The sequence below is a fragment of the Nocardia sp. BMG111209 genome (assembly GCF_000381925.1).
Lineage (GTDB): Bacteria > Actinomycetota > Actinomycetes > Mycobacteriales > Mycobacteriaceae > Nocardia.
In genome coordinates, this window is record NZ_KB907308.1 from 1699208 (window position 1) to 1716599 (window position 17392).

The 17392-nt window shown below is 69.0% G+C and carries 20 protein-coding genes; 6 read left to right on the top strand and 14 right to left on the bottom strand.

Annotated features, from left to right (window positions below):
* Positions 1-135 precede the first annotated feature (135 nt).
* From G361_RS0131125 to G361_RS0131135, 3 genes are all read left to right on the top strand, one after another.
* Positions 136-651 carry a hypothetical protein gene (locus G361_RS0131125; RefSeq protein WP_019931052.1) on the top strand — a complete coding sequence of 172 codons (516 nt, stop codon included), beginning with the start codon at positions 136-138 and terminating at the stop codon, positions 649-651.
* A gap of 276 nt (positions 652-927) precedes the next feature.
* A complete protein-coding gene (locus G361_RS0131130; protein WP_026343724.1) occupies positions 928-1155 on the top strand; it encodes a hypothetical protein in 228 nt (75 codons plus the stop codon).
* Between the two features lie 135 nt (positions 1156-1290).
* On the top strand, positions 1291-1596 hold the full coding sequence (locus G361_RS0131135; protein WP_155981870.1) for a hypothetical protein: 306 nt from the start codon (positions 1291-1293) through the stop codon (positions 1594-1596).
* Between the two features lie 39 nt (positions 1597-1635).
* On the opposite strand, the gene yidC is transcribed toward G361_RS0131135, so the two are convergent.
* The 11 genes from yidC to G361_RS0131190 form a co-directional block, all read right to left on the bottom strand.
* Positions 1636-2469, bottom strand: a complete 834-nt coding sequence (yidC, locus tag G361_RS0131140; protein WP_019931055.1) for a membrane protein insertase YidC — start codon at positions 2467-2469, stop codon at positions 1636-1638.
* An 85-nt stretch (positions 2470-2554) separates the two neighbouring features.
* Positions 2555-2851, bottom strand: coding sequence for a DUF6412 domain-containing protein (locus G361_RS0131145; RefSeq protein ID WP_019931056.1), 297 nt, complete (start codon positions 2849-2851; stop codon positions 2555-2557).
* A 121-nt stretch (positions 2852-2972) separates the two neighbouring features.
* Positions 2973-3593: a hypothetical protein gene (locus tag G361_RS0131150; RefSeq protein ID WP_019931057.1), complete on the bottom strand. Its 621-nt coding sequence runs from the start codon at positions 3591-3593 to the stop codon at positions 2973-2975.
* Between the two features lie 14 nt (positions 3594-3607).
* Complete coding sequence (locus tag G361_RS0131155; RefSeq protein ID WP_019931058.1) at positions 3608-4564, bottom strand: MlaD family protein; 957 nt, start codon at positions 4562-4564, stop codon at positions 3608-3610.
* The gene (locus G361_RS0131160; protein WP_081635651.1) at positions 4561-5622 is read right to left on the bottom strand and encodes an MlaD family protein; all 1062 of its coding nucleotides are present in this window, start codon (positions 5620-5622) and stop codon (positions 4561-4563) included. The genes G361_RS0131155 and G361_RS0131160 overlap by 4 nt, the downstream gene beginning before the upstream one ends.
* On the bottom strand, positions 5619-6710 hold the full coding sequence (locus G361_RS0131165; RefSeq protein WP_019931060.1) for an MlaD family protein: 1092 nt from the start codon (positions 6708-6710) through the stop codon (positions 5619-5621). Before G361_RS0131165 ends, G361_RS0131160 begins: the two co-directional genes overlap by 4 nt.
* A complete protein-coding gene (locus G361_RS0131170; protein WP_231387140.1) occupies positions 6710-7792 on the bottom strand; it encodes an MlaD family protein in 1083 nt (360 codons plus the stop codon). Before G361_RS0131170 ends, G361_RS0131165 begins: the two co-directional genes overlap by 1 nt.
* Positions 7780-8778, bottom strand: coding sequence for an MlaD family protein (locus G361_RS0131175; RefSeq protein WP_019931062.1), 999 nt, complete (start codon positions 8776-8778; stop codon positions 7780-7782). Before G361_RS0131175 ends, G361_RS0131170 begins: the two co-directional genes overlap by 13 nt.
* A complete protein-coding gene (locus G361_RS0131180; RefSeq protein ID WP_019931063.1) occupies positions 8775-9800 on the bottom strand; it encodes an MlaD family protein in 1026 nt (341 codons plus the stop codon). The genes G361_RS0131175 and G361_RS0131180 overlap by 4 nt, the downstream gene beginning before the upstream one ends.
* Before the next feature lie 4 nt (positions 9801-9804).
* Positions 9805-10671 carry an ABC transporter permease gene (locus G361_RS0131185; protein ID WP_019931064.1) on the bottom strand — a complete coding sequence of 289 codons (867 nt, stop codon included), beginning with the start codon at positions 10669-10671 and terminating at the stop codon, positions 9805-9807.
* Position 10672: 1 nt separating this feature from the next.
* Entirely contained in the window at positions 10673-11518 is an 846-nt protein-coding gene (locus G361_RS0131190; RefSeq protein WP_026343725.1) for an ABC transporter permease, read from the bottom strand.
* Between the two features lie 591 nt (positions 11519-12109).
* Between G361_RS0131190 and G361_RS0131195 the strand changes: the two genes are divergently transcribed.
* Positions 12110-12679: a YbhB/YbcL family Raf kinase inhibitor-like protein gene (locus tag G361_RS0131195; protein ID WP_026343726.1), complete on the top strand. Its 570-nt coding sequence runs from the start codon at positions 12110-12112 to the stop codon at positions 12677-12679.
* 99 nt (positions 12680-12778) lie between these two features.
* Positions 12779-13501, top strand: a complete 723-nt coding sequence (locus G361_RS0131200) for a VIT family protein (protein ID WP_019931067.1) — start codon at positions 12779-12781, stop codon at positions 13499-13501.
* On the opposite strand, the gene G361_RS0131205 is transcribed toward G361_RS0131200, so the two are convergent.
* Positions 13474-14130, bottom strand: coding sequence for a response regulator transcription factor (locus tag G361_RS0131205; protein ID WP_036496104.1), 657 nt, complete (start codon positions 14128-14130; stop codon positions 13474-13476). The genes G361_RS0131200 and G361_RS0131205 overlap by 28 nt on opposite strands.
* On the bottom strand, positions 14127-15311 hold the full coding sequence (locus tag G361_RS0131210; protein WP_231387141.1) for a sensor histidine kinase: 1185 nt from the start codon (positions 15309-15311) through the stop codon (positions 14127-14129). Before G361_RS0131210 ends, G361_RS0131205 begins: the two co-directional genes overlap by 4 nt.
* Before the next feature lie 520 nt (positions 15312-15831).
* On the opposite strand from G361_RS0131210, the gene G361_RS45535 reads away from it, so the two are divergent.
* A complete protein-coding gene (locus G361_RS45535; RefSeq protein WP_019931070.1) occupies positions 15832-16713 on the top strand; it encodes an SDR family NAD(P)-dependent oxidoreductase in 882 nt (293 codons plus the stop codon).
* A gap of 6 nt (positions 16714-16719) precedes the next feature.
* Here the strand turns inward: G361_RS45535 and G361_RS0131220 are convergent, their stop codons facing one another.
* Positions 16720-17367: a pentapeptide repeat-containing protein gene (locus tag G361_RS0131220; RefSeq protein WP_019931071.1), complete on the bottom strand. Its 648-nt coding sequence runs from the start codon at positions 17365-17367 to the stop codon at positions 16720-16722.
* Between the last annotated feature and the right edge of the window lie 25 nt (positions 17368-17392).

A 17392-nucleotide genomic window follows, 5' to 3' on the forward strand; every position in this document is an offset into this window, starting at 1 on the left:
GCACCCGCCGCCCCTCACCTGCGCCGATCCCACCCCACCGAACTTGTCGGACCCCTCTGGCACACTCATGAGCATCGGACGCCGATCAGGTTGCACCACAAAGTAATCAGCAACCACACGAAAGGCGTGTCCAACATGTCCGAGCTGTACTCGACGTCCGATGCCGATGACCGGATGGCCGCTGTGGCCGACCGGCACCGGGAGCTGTTGCGTGGCCCCGTCGCGGAATATCGGGAACGGGTTGCGCAGCGGGCTCGGTACTTCGGCCAGGCCGGGCCGATTCTGATCGAGCAGGCAGAGCGGCACATCACTGCTCTGATGATCGATCCGGAGCGGGATCGCGACCTGGACGTGGACGCCTACCGAGCCATGCGCGACGGGCTGGCCGTGCGCTACGACACGCGGCAACGCGTCTTCGTCGCGCAACGTGGCAAGCGCGAGGTATCGATCCGGCCTGACGGCCCGGAGCGGCGACTGGGCATCATCGCCCGGCTGGCCGCCGCGGGCGTAGACCTGGACCAGATCCTCACCGTCGCGGCGGTGGTCGCCACCCACCCCGGCGACCCGGGCGCGCCGATCGGCGAGCACGCCCGGACAGGCAGCGGTGAACACCTCGCCGCGGGCTGCACCCGAGCGGTCGCACCCCGCTGAACGCCGATCCCCACACCGAGCGGCCGGTAGCACCACACCGGCCGCTCGGCCGCTCTCCCGCTGCGATCTCGCCTTCCAGCTCAGCACCGGACAGCCTGGATAAAGCCGACATCTCGGGCGACATCCGAAGTGTCCCATCATGTTTTGCGCGTATTGCCGTTGTCGGAGCCCGGCGAAAGAACTATTGTTCGTTCGGCGTCACTCGAAGAGTGCGCTGAGGGGGAGTTGGTTTTTGACCCCTTTTTCTGTTTTCAGTGGATAGACGGGGATCGATCCATGACCATATTGCAGAAGCTGACGATAGGCGTGATCGCGGCAATGGGAGTCGCGGGTGTGGCGGCCGGCTCCGTACAAGCGGCTCCACCGCCGGTGCAGGTGGTAGAGGCGAACTGGGTAGGCCCGGGATGTGTGCCGATCGCGGTGCAGAAGTACTCCGATGGTTCGGTTTGGGGTATCGAGAACTGCGGCGGGCTCGAACAGCGAGTGCTGCTCGGCCATTCCTGACCGGAGATGAGTAGCCTGTGTGTCCGTGGAGCGCACGGGCATACAGGCATTCGGGGAGATCGGGGCGGTAGTCGCCCGCCTGCCGCGATGCGAAGGAACACAGCGTTGATCAGCAAAATTCGGATCGTCGCCGAGGTGAGCGATCCCGATTCCAACAGCCACTTTCTGCGGCTGACCGAGGATGCGCCGGCACCGCCGACCTTGGCCAATCTCACCCGCAAGTTCGGTGTCAGCGGCAGCGCTGATATGGAGATCGAGTTGTTCGACGGCTTCGGAATCAAGCAACGGTTCTCGTTGTCGCCCTTCGCCGGGCTGGATCCGGATACTTACATCAAAATCACGTTCCTCAGCGCTCCCGCCGACAAGGAATTTCCGGAGCTCGGCCCCGGTGCGGTGCTGCTCAAGGAGTATCTGGTCGCCGGGCCCGCCACTGAGGCGTGAACGAACGCACGGTTCTCCGGATGCGCCGGCCGGCGTAGTTCAGTCCTCCTGTGGCTCCACCACCGGGACCGCGGTCGGGATCGGGCCCAGTCGACGGTGTACCCAGTGTTGCTGGGCGAAGGTCCAGGTGTTGCTGGTGGCGAAGTAGACCAGGATGCCGATCGGCATGACCAGGCCGGCGACGATGGTGCCGAGGGGGAACAACCACATCGTCATCCAGGTGATCAGGCGGGTCTGGGGGGTGGTGGTGGTTTGGCGGGTGGCGGCGGCGCGGGCGGTGGAGTGGGTGGCGAGGGCGGCGATCGCGATCAGGGGGAGGGCTACCGCGGCTACGGCGCCGAATGCGCCGCCGGAGGTGGCCAGGGTTGCGGTGAGGGGGGCGGACAGGATTTTCGCGTGCAGGAACGATTGGACCTGGTCGGGGGCGAAGACGTAGTTGGCGGTGATCGGGCCGGGTGTGCGGGTGACGGGGTGGCCGAAGAGGAGATTCGCGGCGGGGCCGGTGCGGTCGAAGGAGCGCAGGACGTGGTAGAGGCCCAGGAAGATCAGGAGTTGGACGATCATGGGGGCGAAGGCGCGCAGGATGTTGAAATCGTGCTGCTGCTGGAGTTTTCGCACCTCGGCGGTGAGACGTTCACGGTCGTCGGCGAATTCGGCCTGCAGGCGGCGGACCTGGGGTTGCAGCACCGCCATGGTGCGGGAGAACTTCACCTGGGCCAGGAACGGGCGGTAGAGGGCCGCGCGCAGCGTGAGCACCAGGAAGACGATCGCCAGGATCCAGGCCGCGCCGCCGGCGGCGCCGAGCACGGTGGCGAAACCGGTGTGCCACAACCACAGCAGGGCGGACACGGGATAGTAGACGAAATCGAGCATGGGACGACACCTCGTCGAGAGGCACCCGGGATTCGGGTGAGGTGAACAGGGGCAGCGGATTCGCCGACCACGTCACTGCGCGTGGTCAGCCCGCGTGACCCGGCGCCCTCGGGCGGGCTCTGCCCGCCGTGTCCGGATTGCTCTGCCGGAGAAAGGATCCGCGTCGTCTGCGCTGGGCCGATACCGGCGGGCCGGTGCAGGTGGCCACGGATGGTAGCGCGGCGCGACCCGGTTGGGTGGTGACCACCGCCAGGGCCAGCAGGGCCGCGGCGCTCATCGCCAGTAGCGAATTGGGCTCACTGGCGGGCAGCAGAACCGCCGCCCAGCCGGACACGATCAGGGCGCACAGCATCAGCGCCGACGATCGGATCCGGATCACCATGGGTTCGAGCGTACCCGCAGAGCGGATTCCACCGGCGCTGCGAACCGCCCGACACGCCAACGGCAATCGGCGGTGCCGGTTTCGTCCGGTAACCGCCTGTGCACCAGGCGAACTCGGGCGATCACTGCTTCGGCAGCGCTCCCGTCATGCCGCCGACGTCGGTCACCTTCCAGCCGCTGCCCGGGTCGACGTTCACGGTGTAGGTGACGGTGGTCTGCGCGCCGTCGGGGGTCTGAGCGCTGGTGGAGGTGACGTTGAGGAATACGTCCACCTTGTAGACGCCGTTGTCCCGGCCGAGCACGGTGGACGCGATCGGCGTCGCGCTGGAGGTCCATTGCAGCGGGACGAGGATCTGCTGCAATTTCGGTCCGGTGGCGTCGAATTTGGTGGACAGCTGCGGGCTGGTGTTGGCCTTCAACTTGGTCAGCCAGGAGTTGACGTCCTGATAGTTGATGGTGGACGCGCCGACGGCGTAGTCGGTGGCGACCTGCTGAGCGTGCTGCCCGGCCGCCTGTGCGGTGTCGTGGTCGTGCAACTGCCCCCGCGCGGACAGCCACAGCGCGCCGAAGGTCACCGACAGGGCCAGCAGCGCCACCACGACGACGGTGGTCAGCACCGTCGACAACCGCAGCGACACGGTGCGCGGCGCCGGGGCAGCGGGTGCGGGGGCCACCGCGGAGGACTCGACGGTCCCCGCCGCGTCGACTGCCCGCTTCGGTTCGGTTCCCATGTCGTCGGACATCGGGTCCTCCAGTTCTATTTGACGGTGACCCGCAGCCGCACGGCGCCGTCGGGGGTGACGTCGTCGAGGGCCTGCGTGATCAGGGTGGAAATGTCCAGATTCGGTGCCGCGCCGGCCGCGGCGTCGGCCAGCGGTTGCAGGGCGGGGCCCAGCGATCGCAGTTCGGGGCCGAGCCGGTGCAGCGCGTCGGTGAGCTTGCCGAGGAACGGCACCAGCCCGTTGCCGTCGGTGTAGCTCTGCGGTGGTTGCGCGTCGACCAGCCGGCCGACGGCGGCGACCAGGTCGTCCAGGGTCTGCGTGAAGCGCACGAAGGCCGGCGCCGCCGCGCTGGTCGCCGGTCCGGCCCAGTCCATATCGGCCGCCGCGGCCTGGAAACTGTTGAGCAGGTCGGCGATTCGCGGACTTCGGCTCATGATGGCGGCGGCCAGCAGGTCACCGGAGCGGGCCAGGTTGGGGATGGCGCCGTCGGTGCCGGTGAGGGCCTGGCTCGCGGTGCCGACCAGCGAGGTCATCACCGCGGGATCGAGCTGGTCGATGGTCTTCGCGACCAGTCGCGCGACATCCGGGATCGACAGCGGCATGCGCACATTCGCGGTCTCGAGCCGTTGCCCGTCGCGCAGATACGGTCCGGCGCCGGTGCGGGGACGGAACTCCACGTACGGCTCGCCGAGCGCCGACAGATGTTCGATGGTGACGGTGCTGTCGGTGGGTACCCGGCGGTCGGCGTCGATCCGCAGACCGACCTCCACACCTCCCGCGCCGGCGCGGACGGCGCTGACCCGGCCGACCTCGATCCCGGTCAGCAGGATCGGCGAATTCACCCCCAGCCCACCGGAATTGGTGAGGACCATGGTGGCGTTCGTGTAGTCGGCGAACGGGCCGGCGCGGACCACGCCGAAGGTCAGGTAGCTCGCGCCCACGATCGTGATCGCGGCGATGCCGCCGAGCGAGGTGAGGGTGCCGAATTTCATCGCACGACGCCGATCATGCGCAGTGTCGCGACCATGGAGTCGGTCTGGTCCCGGGTGGAGATTCCGCTCGCGTCCTCGGTGTGCACGCCGGTGACGTTCACCTTCGGCCCGTGCGCCACGAACGGAATGACCTTGTCGCGCAACAGCTCCAGCAACGCCTGCAGATTCGAGGGGCGGCTCAGATCCAGTGGGCGGCCGCCGGCCACCAGCGGTACGAACGCCCGGACGGCGCCGTCCGCACTGCCGAGCAGCGGCGCCAGCCAGGTCAGCGACGTACCGACCGGCCCGAGGGCGCCGAAGATCCCGGAGACCCCGATGACCGAGGCGGCGATACCGTTCAGCTCGTCCACCGACCGCTGGCTGAGGATGTCGTCGAGTTCCGGCTGGATCCCGTGCAGCACTTCGGCATTCGCGCCGATTCCGTTCAGCAGCAGGTCCACCCGATCGAGATGGGCCGCCAGATCGGCGGCGTCGCCACCCAGGGTCGCGGAGATGCGCGCGGTGTCGGCCGGATCGCGCGGCAGCACGGCGTTCAGTTTGCCGATGATGTCCTGCAACTGGGACACCGCGCCGCCCTGGGTGAAGGTCGCGATGGCCGCCATCGTGTCCTCCAGTTGCACCGGCGGTTTGGTGTGCGCGAGGGTGATGGTGCCGCCCGCGCCGAGCAGCGCGCCGAATCCGTTCGTCGGCGTGGTGAGCCCGACGTGGATATCGCCGAGTACGGTGTCCTGCCGCAGTTCCGCGACCGTGTTCACCGGCAGCCGTACGGATTTCGAGATATCGGCGTCGACCACGACGTAACCGGCGGCGCCCGCGCTCGGCTGCACCACCGACACCGCCGACACCGTGCCGACCTGTGCGCCGTTGGCCATGATCTTCGCCCGCGCGGGCAGGTTCAGCGCACTGCTGAACTGGATGTGCAGGCGGTAGGTCGGGCCCGGCACCGTGGTGCCCGGCATCGGCACGGAGGACGGGTCGAAGGCACAGCCCGCCGCCGGCAGTACGACGGCCAACCCCAGCGCGGTGGCAGCCGCCCAGCGACGGCCCCGAATCCTCATCGCACACCCGCCGTTCCGAGCACCAGCGGCACCAGATCGACCTTCGCCAGCCCACCGGCCGCATCGCAATGCCCGGGGTCGAGGGTGTTCACGACCGCGCACACCTGATCGGCATTCGCCTGCGGCACCGCCACTTTCGGTGGCGCGTAACCGATGCCGGAGCCGCTCACGGTCCGGAACGCCTGGGCCAGAACCGGTGTCATCGAGATGATCTGCGCCAGCGAGCCCACATTCGCGCGCAGGAACTTCACCAGCGGCACGGTATCGTCGAGCGCCTTCATGATCGGGTCGCCGAACGCGGTGGTCAGATCGTTCAGCATCGGCAGCACCTGCCGCAGCCCGTCCATGATCTGCGCACCGGGCGCGAGCAGGTCGTCACCGGCCTGGTCCAGGACGGGCGCCAGGCGGGTCAGCATGGTGGTCAGATCACCCCAGTGCAGTTCGACCTGTTTCGCCACCGCGGCGAACGCGTCGAAAGTGCCTGCCAGATGGGCGATGTCGGCGTCCGGCGCGGACAGCGCGCCGCTGAGCTTCTGCACGATCGCGTTGATCTGCGGCCCGGTACCGGAGGTGGCGTCGTTCAGCGAGGACAGTCCGCGGGCCAGGGCATCCGGATGGTCCCGATCGGGTCCGTCGAGCTGAGCCGACAACTGCGCCAGCGCGTTCAGGGTTTCGGTGATGCTCTTGGGGGTCAGCGTCTTCGTGATGCACTGCGAGCGGTTCCACCGGTCGGTGTTCAGTCCACCGGCCACCACCGCGAGTTGCCGCGAGGCGACGACACTGTCCGACAGTGTGGTCGCGCCCGCATCGGCGTAGACGGGTTTGTCTGCGGCGACGGCGAATTCGACCCGCACCGCACCGTTCTGCGGGGTGATCGAGGTGACCGAGCCGACCGGGAGGCCGCGCATCGTCACCTGATTGCCGACGTACAGCCCGATGCTGTCGGGCATGATCGCGCAGTACGAGTCGGTCCGCTTCGCCGGCTGGAAGATCACGAGGTAGCCGACGCCGACCAGCAGGACGAGCGCGATCGCGCCGACCAGGGACATGAAGGCCCGGGAGCCGAGCATCCGGTGCAGTGCGCTCATCAGCAGTCCCTCCCCGGCACCGGGACGCAGACGCCGGGCAGCGCGGCCGGCAGATCGGTACCGGCGGGCGCGGTGACGGTTTCGCCGGACCGGTCGACGGTCAGGCCGTCCGGCGTAGTCCACTGCCGCACCTTGTCCTGCAGGCCCGCGACCGTGCCGATGACCGGTTCCAGTTGCCCGCCCAGCTGTTCCAGCCGCGGCAGGGCGTCGGTGAGCTCCTGCAGTTTCGGCTTCAGCGTGGCATTCCAGGTCGGCGCGAGGGCGGCCAGCCGGTCGATCACGGCCCGCAGCAACCGAATTCCCTCGCGCAGTTCGGCGCGCTTGTCGACGAGCACGTTCTCCAGCAGGTTGACGCTGTCCATCAACCGGCCGAGGTCGGTCTTCGCGCCGTCGTACATGGTGACGTACTCGTCGGCCACCGCCAGGGCGTTCGACACCTGGGTGCGCTGCCGGTTCAGCGCCTCGACATATGTGTCGACGGTGTCCAGGGTGGTCCGTAGTGCGTCCGGCGCCCGCTCGATCGAGGAGTCCAGCGCGGACAGGTTGCGCCGCAGGGTATCCCCGTCGACGGTCTGCAACGGCCGGATCGCGTCCTGGAAGGTCTGGGTCAGGCTGTACGGCAGCCGGACCCGCTCCGGCGGAATCGCCTTGCCGCCCAGCGGTGCGCTGCCCGAGGGGAACAGCGCCACGTAGTGACCGCCGATGACGGTGAGCATCCGTACGTCCAGCGATGATTCGTCGCCGACGAACACCCCCGAGTCGACGGTGAACCGCATGACCACCCGATCCGGTTTCAGTCGCAGCGATTTCACGCTGCCGACGATGATCCCGGCGACGCGCACATCGTCACCGGCCCGAACCGATTGCGCCTCGGACAGTTCCGCGGTGTAGGTCTTCTTGCCGAACGGCACCACGTACAGCAGGCCCGCCGCCACCGCGCACACCAGCACCAGCGCCGCGCCGATCAGGCCCAGCCGCAACTGCCTGCGCGCCGTACGGGCGGTCGTGGGCGGCGCGGCGGTCGTGCGCCGGTGCCGCGGGTTTCCGTCGGCGGCGTTGCGCCGCAATGTCATCCGTTGCATATCGCCACCTGCTGTCCGGAGATCAGCACCCGCAGTACCGGCGGTACCTCGGCCGCGCCCTTGCTGCACTGCGCCTTCCAGCCCGCCGGTCCGTGTGGTGTCGCCGCGTCGACACCGGCGAGCAGGCCGGGCAGCTTGCCGAGGACGTCCACCGCCTCCTGCGGATCGGGAAACAGGTTGCGGATCAACGCGTCCACATCGCTGCCGGTGTCCAGGCCCAGCGCGGTGAACAGGCTGTCCAGCGGCCCCAGCACCGACGGTGCGGCCATCGCGAATTGCGCCAGCCCGCCGATGTTCTGCTGCAACCCCTGGAACACGTCGGTGAGCCGCGCCAGCAACGGCACCAGATAGTGCACCCGGCCACCGACCTTGTCCGAGAGGTCGGACATGTTGTGGATCAGGGTGCCGATCACCTGCTGCCGGTCCTCGACGTAGGAGGCGAGCTTCTCGATGGCGTCCAGCGCGGGCCCGACGCCGCTGCCGTCCCCCTCGATCAAAGCGACCATGCCGGCGCTGAATTGGTTGATCTCCTCCGGAGAGATGGTGGCCAGCACCGGTTTCAGCCCGTTGAACATGCTGGTCACATCGAAGGACGGCACGGTGTGGTCGGTGCCGACGGTGGCGCCGGCGGCCAGCCGCGCACCGGGTTGCGCCTGCTGTTGCAGGTCGACATAGCGCTGCCCGGTGAGGTTCTGGTAGCGGATGGCGAGCTTCGAATTGTCGTAGACCGGGGTATTCGTCTTCAGCGACAGGCGAACCCGCGCGAGCGTGCCGTCCAGCCGGAGGCCGCCGACCTTGCCGACCTGCACGCCGTACAGCCGGACGTCGTCACCCACCTTCAGCCCGTTGGCATCGGTGAACAGCGCGTCGTGCGCCTCGGTGGGGCCGGACACCGGCCGCTTGATCGCGGTGCACACCACGGTCAGCACCAGGACCATCACCACCGCGAACAGGCCCAGCCGCCACAGCGCCGCACCGGTCTTCATCGGGCACCTCCCAGCAGCGGCGCCAGTACCGGAACCCCGCGCACATCGATCTCGGTGTTCAGCACCGGACCGTCCGGGGTGTCGGGCAGCGCCGCGTTCAGCCGCCGCAGCAACTCGGCGAGGTCGGCGCCGGACTGCTGCGGCCGCGGCACCGTCCGGGCCAGCAGCGTGAGGAGCGGCGCCAGCGCGTCTGTGGCGCCGGACAACTGCGGTCCGGCTTCGCCGGCGAAGGTCGCCAGTCCGGGCAGCAGTTGCCCGGTCAGCGTCGACACCCCGGCGTCGTAGGACGCCCGATCCTGTTGCAGCCGTGGGATATTGCGCAGCAGATCCAGCACTTGGATGGTGGCGCCCGCGAACTGCCCGCCACCGGCGAAGGCGGGCCCCAGCCGGCCCACCAGATCCGAGGCGGCCATCCGCTGGTTGTCGGTGACGGTCTGGGCGACGGAGATGATCGCCTGCACCAGTGGCGTGAACGCCTGCACATCCCCGGCGAGTTGCGCGATGACGGTGGCGAGTTGCGGAGTCAGCAGCGCGTCCCCGGTCCGCGACAGGTTGCGCAGCAGGGCGCCCATGGTGGCGTCGAAGACGGCCGCGGAGCGATCACCGGTCAGGTCCACGACGCCGCCGGCGCGCAACGGCGATCCGCCGGATCCGCGGCGCAGCTCGATCTCGCTGATACCGAACAGATTCGCGGGCGCGTAGTCGACGTGCATACTGTCGTCGATGCCGTGCAGCTGGGATCGGTCCAGCCGCAAGCCGATTCGCTGGGTGCCCCCGTCGGCGGGGGTGATGTCGGTGACGGTGCCGACCTGCACGCCGTCCACCCGCACCGCCGTCCCGGCGAGCACCCCGTCGCCGATCTGCTCGGTGTGCAGCGAGACCCGCAGCGAATCGTCGCCGCGCACTTCGTGATACAGCGTCACCGCGGCGAAGACCGCCACCACGACGGCGATCGCGACGGTCCCCACGACCATCGACCGCCGCTTGTCGACCGCCACTCCCGGCATTCCGTAACCCGGCATCGCGCTACCCCGTGAACGTCACGGTCGAGTCGACACCCCAGAACAGCAGGGTGAGCACCATATCCAGCGCGATGATCGCCACCGACGACGCACGCACCGCACGCCCGGACGCGATCCCCACGCCTTCGGGCCCGCCGGTGGCGAAAAAGCCGTAATAGCTGTGGATCAGGATCACGACGGTGGCGAACACGGCCACCTTGAGCACCGCGGCGATCACGTCGAAGCCGGAGACGAACTGGAAGAAGTAGTGGTCGTAGACCCCGGCGGACTGCCCGTGCACCACGGTGATCAGTCCACGGCACGCGAAATACGAGAGGATCAGCCCGATCAGGAAGGTCGGCACGATGGCGATCGCCCCGGAGATCACCCGGGTGGTGACGACGAACGGCACCGAGCGCAGGCCGAGCGACTCGATCGCGTCTATCTCCTCGGAGATCCGCATCGAGCCGATCTCCGCGGTGATGCGGCAACCCGCCTGTGCGGCAAAGCCGATGGCCGCGATGATCGGGGCCAGTTCCCGGGTGGTGGCGTAGGCGGACACGATGCCGGTCACCGGGCCCATGCCCAGCATGTTCAGCAGCGTGAACGACTCCACGGCCACCGAGGCGCCCATGACCAGGCCCAGCACGACCATCATCGGCACGGTGCCGCCGCCGACGATGACCGAGCCGCGACCCCAGGTCATATCGGAGATGATGCGCAGCGTCTCGTTGCGATATCGCTCGAGCGTCACCGGAATCGACGACAACACCTGCCACACGAACGAGAGCACGAAGCCCAGCGATTCGACCCGGGTGAGGATCAGGCCCCGGCGCCGGTACACGCGCCCGGCCCAGGCCAGTCCCTTCGGGCGATAGGCGGAGACGGTCACCTCACACCAGCCTCGTGGGCAGGAACATCTCGGTCACCTGGGTGATGCCGAGATTCACCACGACGATCGACACCACCGACAGCACCACAGCCGCGTTTACCGCGTCCGCGACGCCGCGCGGCCCGCCCTTGGCCTCCAGCCCGCGCTGACAGGCCACGACCACCACGATGAAACCGAACAGCACCGCCTTCAGCAGCGACACCCACACGTCGGCGGTGGTGGTGAACGAGCCGAAGGTGGCCCAGTAGCTGCCCGGTGTGACGTTCTGCCCGCCGACGGCGACGGCGTATCCGGCCACGATGCCGACGAAGATGATCAGGATGTTGAGCAGCGGCGCGACGAACAGCATCGCCGCCAGCCGCGGGATCACCAGGCGGTGAATCGGGCTGATACCCATGGTGTTCAGCGCGTCGATCTCCTCGCGGATGGTGCGCGCGCCGAGATCGGCGGCGATCGCGGCCGCTCCCGCGCCGCCGAGCAGGAAGCCGGTGGCCAGCGGCGCGCCCTGTTTGATCACGCCCAGGCCGCCGGTCGCGCCGAGCAGCGAATCCGCGCCGAGAGTGTGGATGAGGTTGCCGACCTGCACGGAGACGATGACGCCGAACGGAATGGCGATGAGCACGGCCGGAATCGCCGTCACCGTGACCAGCCGCCACGCCTGCAGCACCGCTTCCCGCCACTGGAATCGTCCGCGCGCGATATCGCCGAGCGCGCCGAAGACCGATTCACGGGCGATATCGACCGCCCGGCCGAAGGTACGCAGCGACGACAGCACGGTTGCGGAGAAATTTCTGCGAACGATGCGGACCGCCGATGCGCTCGAGCGTTCCCGAGTTACCGGCGTCATACGCAACTCCGGCGTGCGGGGTGGGTCTCGGGCATCAAGGCGGAACTCTTTCGTGATCGGCGACACTGCCACATCGAAGCTATCGGTGACCGATGGTAACAGTAAAGCCGATCATGGTGTGAGGTGCGCCTCACGGACGGGAGCTGAGAGCTTCCTGAACTCGCTGGTAACTTACCGAGAGTCTGATTATCTATCAGCCGATATGCCGAAAGACTATGCGATATCGGCTATCAATATGATCTGCGTCACCGAATCCGAGAGACCTGTACGGACCTCCGGACGAGCCTCGAACAAGATTTCTTCCCAGCGAAATCGCCGCGATCGGCAAACCTTTTCCGCACCCGAGCCTCACCGTATCGACCGACCCGAAGCCTCTGCCCGGACAGTGCCCAGCGCACGATCAGGCATCCATCCAGATGCATTCACCAGAAGTTTGCAGAATATCCGTGCCGCGCCGATTCGCACGCTGCCGACCGCAACGCCGGTGTCGGTCACGCCATGCAGCTGCCGTGGGCAGGCCCGATCGGGCAGAATCGCACCGACCATACGAAGCGCGACAATTGTGACACCCATCTCCCGAGGAGTTACGTGATGGCCGTTCTCGGCACCCTGCTGCGGAACCGGCACGCCGGAGAAGACCGCATGGCCTGGAATCTGCCGAATCTGGCCTGCGACACCGTATTCGAGCTCACCAGCCCGGACTTCACCCACGAGCAGCCGCTGCCGCCCGTGCACGCGTCCAAGCGGGCCGGCGGCGCCGATCTGTCCCCCGCGCTGATCTGGGCGCCGCCGCCGGGCCGCGCATCCCAGTTGCTGCTGGTCGTCGAGGATCCCGACGCCCCGACCGGCCGCCCGTTCGTGCACTGTGTCGCCCTGCTGGAACCGACCCTCACCACGCTGCCGCAGGACGCGCTGCGCGCGGGCACCACGATCCCGGGTGTGCGGGTACTCCGCTCCGGTATGGGCCGCGGCTATCTCGGCCCGGCGCCGATCAAGGGTCACGGCCCGCACCGCTACGCCTTCCAGCTGTTCGCCCTCGCCGAGCCGATCACCTCGGCGGGCGGCCGGATGCCCGAGGCCGCCAAGCCGCGCGACATCCTCACCGCCGCAACGACTCCGCTGGGCCGCGGCCGCATCGACGGCTTCTACGAACGCACCTGAACGAATCCCCTCCGTCGCCGGCGAGCGGCGGATCCGGTGACGCGGGCAGCACCGCGGCAAATCCGGGAAAGGCGGACCGGGCGGGCATAGTGTCGGTACGTGAACGAGATCCGGCACCGGACCCATCCGCGGGAACCGCACGGCGAGAGCGTCAATGCCCGGCTGAACTGGTTGCGGGCGGGCGTGCTCGGCGCGAACGACGGGATCGTGTCCACCGCGGGCCTGGTCGTCGGTGTCGCGGCGGTATCGGCCGATGTCACGCCGATCCTCACCGCCGGGCTCGCGGGGCTGGTGTCGGGCGCGATCTCCATGGCCGCGGGCGAATACGTCTCGGTGAGCACCCAGCGCGACACCGAACGGGCGGTGCTGTCGAAGGAGAGACGCGAACTGGCCGAAGAACCCGACTACGAATTACGGGAACTGGCCGCGATCTACGTGGGCAAGGGATTGTCCGCCGCCACCGCACGGCAGGTCGCCCGGGAACTCACCGCACACGACGCGTTCGCCGCGCACGCCGACGCCGAATTGGGTTTGAACCCCGAGGATCTCACCGATCCGTGGCAGGCGGCGGCATCCTCGGCGGTGGCGTTCACCCTCGGCGCGCTGCTGCCGCTGCTGGCGATCACGCTGCCGCCCGCGACCTGGCGGGTACCGGTCACCATCGTCGCCGTGCTGATCGCACTGGCGATCACCGGCACGGTCAGCGCACGGCTCGGCGGCAGCCGGCCCCGGCGCGCGGTGCTGCGCGTGGTGGTCGGGGGCGCATTGGCGATGGCGATCACCTACGGCATCGGTCAGCTGCTGGGAGTGTCCGGGCTGTGACCGCGCGCCAGCAACGCCAGGCGCACCCGGTTGACGGCGCCGGTCTTCGACAGCAGGCCCGCGACATGGGTTTTCACCGTGGTGATCCCGAGATGCAGGGCCGCGGCGATCTCGGCATTGGACATGCCGAGCGAAACGAGGTGCAGGACTTCGGTTTCCCGTCGCGTGAGCGCAGGTAGCGGCACCGGGGGCGGCGTCGCCGTCCGCGCGGTGACCGCCGAATCCACCACGCGGCCCAGCACATCCGGCGAGAACGGCCGCTGACCCGCTGCCGCGCGGCGGATCCCGTCGAGCAGTTCCGCGGGTGAGGCGTCCTTGACCAGGAACCCACAGGCCCCGGCGGCCAACGCGGGGTACAGATGTTCGTCGTCGTCGAAGGTGGTGAGCACCAGTACCCGGGCGGCGGGATTCGCGGCGAGAATCGTTTCGGTACAGCGGATTCCGTCCATGCCCGGCATCCGCAGATCCATCAGGACGACATCCGGGCGCAGCCGGTCCGCCAGCCGGACCCCGCCGGCGCCGTTACCGGCCTCACCCACCACCTCCAGATCATCGGCGCTGTCGCACAGCATCCGCAGGCCCGCCCGTACCAACTGCTGATCGTCGACCAGCAGCACCCGGACGGTCATCTCGCGCGTCCCGGCAGGCAGGCGTGCAACCGCCACCCGGTCGCCACCGGACCGGCCGTCATACTGCCGCCGAGCAGTTCCACCCGCTCGGCCAGCCCGATCAGTCCCAACCCGGCCGGGCCGGGTCCGGCCGGCGCCGGCTCGGCACCGGAACCGTTGTCGGACAACGAGAAATCGATCCCGTCGCCGACCGTGACGGTCAGCCGGGCGGTCGCGCCGAGGCCGGCGTGCCGCACCACGTTCGCCAGTCCCTCCTGGGTGAGCCGGAGCAGGGTGTGCGCGGTGACCGGGTCCACCGTGGCCACGTCACCGATCTCCGTCGTCACCACCGGTCCCAGCCGGCAGGTGCGGCGCACCACCGCCTCGATCGCCTCGGGCAGTTCGGCGGCCGTGATCAGCGTGGTGTCGGTCTGCCTCGGATCACGCAGCACGGCAACGAGTTTGCGCAGATCCGCAAGGGTTTCCCGGCCACTGGAGTGGATATCGTCGAGCACCTCCAGCACGGCAGCCGGCGCCTGCGGCAGCGCGTGCCGCGCCACCCCGACCCGCAGCACCGTCGACGACACGTGATGGGCGATCAGATCGTGCAGTTCCCGGGCGATCGCGGAACGCTCGGCGGTCCGCGCCGCCGCGACCTCGGCCCGCCGCCGCGCGGCGATCTCGTCCGCGATCCGATGCGCGCGGGCAGCGCTGTCGAGCGCGTTGCGCAGCAGCGCACCGATCACCAACGGCAACCCGGCCATCACCACGGCCCGGTAACCGATCGCCGCGGCGCCACCGGCCGGATGCAGCAGATAGGCGGCGGCCAGCGCGCCCGCACCCAGCCACGGCCGCCATCCGCCCCGGCGCAGCGCCAGTTCGGTCAACGCCACCGCCGCGGCCGCCTTACCGACCAGCGGGCCGGTGTGCCCCAACTCGAAACCGAGGACCAGCAGTCCCGTGGTCAGCAGCGAGGTGGTCAGCGGCCGACGGGCGCCACCCACGGTCGCCGCCACCGCGAGCAGTCCGAGTGCCCAATCCACGATGGTCGGCGAATTGCCCAGCCACAGCAGGCATCCCGTGGCCAGCAACAGCAACGCGGGCAGCCGCACCGGCAGCGACCGCTCGTGGAACAACCATTCGATCCCGCGCGCGACCCCGGCCGGCTCCGGCCTCCGGGACCACGCCGCCGACACATCCACCACCCCATGATGCCGCCCACCGGCGGCGGGCGACTCCTCCCGAAGGAGGAGATCCGCTCCCCCGCCCGGCGTCGATCCCGGCCATCGGGCCGATCCGCGCGCCGCCGACCGAGACGACAGTGAACCCATGTCCGACAACGACAATTCCGACCACACCGGCCCCGATCACTCCGATCGCGACGACCACACCGACCGCACTGACCAGGACGACCACAATGACCGCACTGACCGCACCAGCACTAGGGGCAGGGGAGCTGGGGGCGTTGGGAGCGCTGACCGGGAAAACCACACTGACCACACTGACCGCACCGATCACTCCGATCACTCCGATCACGCTGATAGCACTGATCGCACTGATCGCACTGGCGGCGCTGACCGGGACGACCGCACTGACCACTCCGACCAGGACGGGACCACACTCTCCGGCGGCGCACCATCGAGCCGGGGGGACGCCCGAGAGCACAGTGCCGCAGAACAATTCACCGGCCGCCGATCGAACCGCCGCAGACTGCTGGGCGCCTTGGCGGCGACCGGGGTGGTCGCGGGTGCGGCCGGACTGGCCGGCGGTGTGGCGCTCGGCACCGATGCCACCCCGCCGCGGCTGCCCGCCACCGGATTGCGCCGGTTCGACGGCAAGGTGGTCCTGATCACCGGCGCCACCTCCGGCATCGGTGCGGCGGCGGCGAAGTTGTTCGCCGCCGAGGGTGCCCGAGTCGCGTTCTGCGGCAGGCGAACCGACCGCGGCGCCGCGGTGGAGCGGGACATCCGCGCCGCCGGTGGCGAGGCCACCTACATCCGGGCCGATGTCCTGATCGAGGACGAGGTCCGGCGGTTCGTCGACACCGCCGCCGACCGGTACGGCGGACTGCACGTCGCCTTCAACAATGCGGGCATCACCGTACAGAAGAAGCTGCACGAGTACAGCGCCGAGGAGTTCGACCGGGTCGTGCACACCAATCTGCGCGGCACCTTCCTCGCTCTCAAATACGAAGTGCCCCACCTGCTCCGCGCGGGCGGCGGCACCGTCGTCGTCACTGCGTCCTCGAATGCCATTGCCACGCAGGCCGGTCGCGCCGCCTACACCGCGAGCAAACGCGGCCTGATCGGGCTGGTGCAGGCCGCGGCGCTGGACTACGCCGACGCCGGGATCCGGGTGAACGCGCTGGTCCCTGGAACCACCGATACCGAATTGGTCCGTCGCGCAGCGGGAATGGAACATATTCCCGACGACGCGTGGGAGGTGTTCATCCGGCAGTGGGCGCGAAGCAATGTGCCGGGGATGGGGCGTCTGGCGACCGCCGAGGAGATCGCCACCTTCGCGCTCACCCTGGCCGCACCCGATTATCCGTATCTCACCGGCGCGCAACTGGTCATCGACGGCGGGAAAACCGCGCACGCCTGAGCCCGGTCAGTCGTCGCTGACCACGATCCCGGCGGCGCGCGCGAATGCCGGTGCCAGGTCGAACAATTGACCGCTGCTGATGATCGCGCCCTTCAGCGCCGCGATCCCGCCGGTGAGATCGAGGGTGCGGGCGCCGCGCAGGTCGACCTCGGTGAAGGTGGTGCGGTGCACCGTGACACCCTCGAGCCGGGAGCCGGGGAACGACACCCGGGCCAGCGTCGCCTCGTTGAAATCGGTACCGCGCAGCAGGCAATCGGTGAAGGTGACGTCGCGCAGCCGGGAGGCCCGGAAGTTCACCGCCTCGAATTTGCAGCCGGTGAAGCGGATCCGGTCCAGCCGGGCGCCGACGAGGTCGACACCGGTCAGCGCGTTGTCGACGAGTTCGGTGTCCAGCCAGCCGGATTCGCCCAGGTCGCCGCCGATCCAGCGGACCGCGCGCAGCAGCACCTCGTCGAACCGCGCCTGCCGGAACTCGCCACCGGTGAACTCGACGCCGGTGAAGGCCGAGCGGGAGAACCGGATACCGCGGGCATCCAGATCGGTGAAGGCGCGCTCGTCGAGATGTACGTATTCGTAATCGGTGTCGTATTCCGGCTCGCCGTGGAACACCTCGAGGCGGCCGGTGTAGGGCAGATCGGCGAGGTCACGTGGCACGCCTGCACCCTACGCGATCCGGGGG

Coding starts and splice junctions, on each gene's coding strand:
- G361_RS0131190 (WP_026343725.1), bottom strand. CDS start 11,518: ATGACGCCGGTAACTCGGGAACGCTCGAGCGCATCGGCGGTCCGCATC.
- G361_RS0131150 (WP_019931057.1), bottom strand. CDS start 3,593: ATGTCCGACGACATGGGAACCGAACCGAAGCGGGCAGTCGACGCGGCG.
- G361_RS0131170 (WP_231387140.1), bottom strand. CDS start 7,792: ATGCAACGGATGACATTGCGGCGCAACGCCGCCGACGGAAACCCGCGG.
- G361_RS0131165 (WP_019931060.1), bottom strand. CDS start 6,710: ATGAGCGCACTGCACCGGATGCTCGGCTCCCGGGCCTTCATGTCCCTG.
- G361_RS0131175 (WP_019931062.1), bottom strand. CDS start 8,778: ATGAAGACCGGTGCGGCGCTGTGGCGGCTGGGCCTGTTCGCGGTGGTG.
- G361_RS0131195 (WP_026343726.1), top strand. CDS start 12,110: ATGGCCGTTCTCGGCACCCTGCTGCGGAACCGGCACGCCGGAGAAGAC.
- G361_RS0131130 (WP_026343724.1), top strand. CDS start 928: ATGACCATATTGCAGAAGCTGACGATAGGCGTGATCGCGGCAATGGGA.
- G361_RS0131160 (WP_081635651.1), bottom strand. CDS start 5,622: ATGAGGATTCGGGGCCGTCGCTGGGCGGCTGCCACCGCGCTGGGGTTG.
- G361_RS0131155 (WP_019931058.1), bottom strand. CDS start 4,564: ATGAAATTCGGCACCCTCACCTCGCTCGGCGGCATCGCCGCGATCACG.
- G361_RS0131180 (WP_019931063.1), bottom strand. CDS start 9,800: ATGCCGGGTTACGGAATGCCGGGAGTGGCGGTCGACAAGCGGCGGTCG.
- yidC (WP_019931055.1), bottom strand. CDS start 2,469: ATGCTCGATTTCGTCTACTATCCCGTGTCCGCCCTGCTGTGGTTGTGG.
- G361_RS0131205 (WP_036496104.1), bottom strand. CDS start 14,130: ATGACCGTCCGGGTGCTGCTGGTCGACGATCAGCAGTTGGTACGGGCG.
- G361_RS0131145 (WP_019931056.1), bottom strand. CDS start 2,851: ATGGTGATCCGGATCCGATCGTCGGCGCTGATGCTGTGCGCCCTGATC.
- G361_RS0131125 (WP_019931052.1), top strand. CDS start 136: ATGTCCGAGCTGTACTCGACGTCCGATGCCGATGACCGGATGGCCGCT.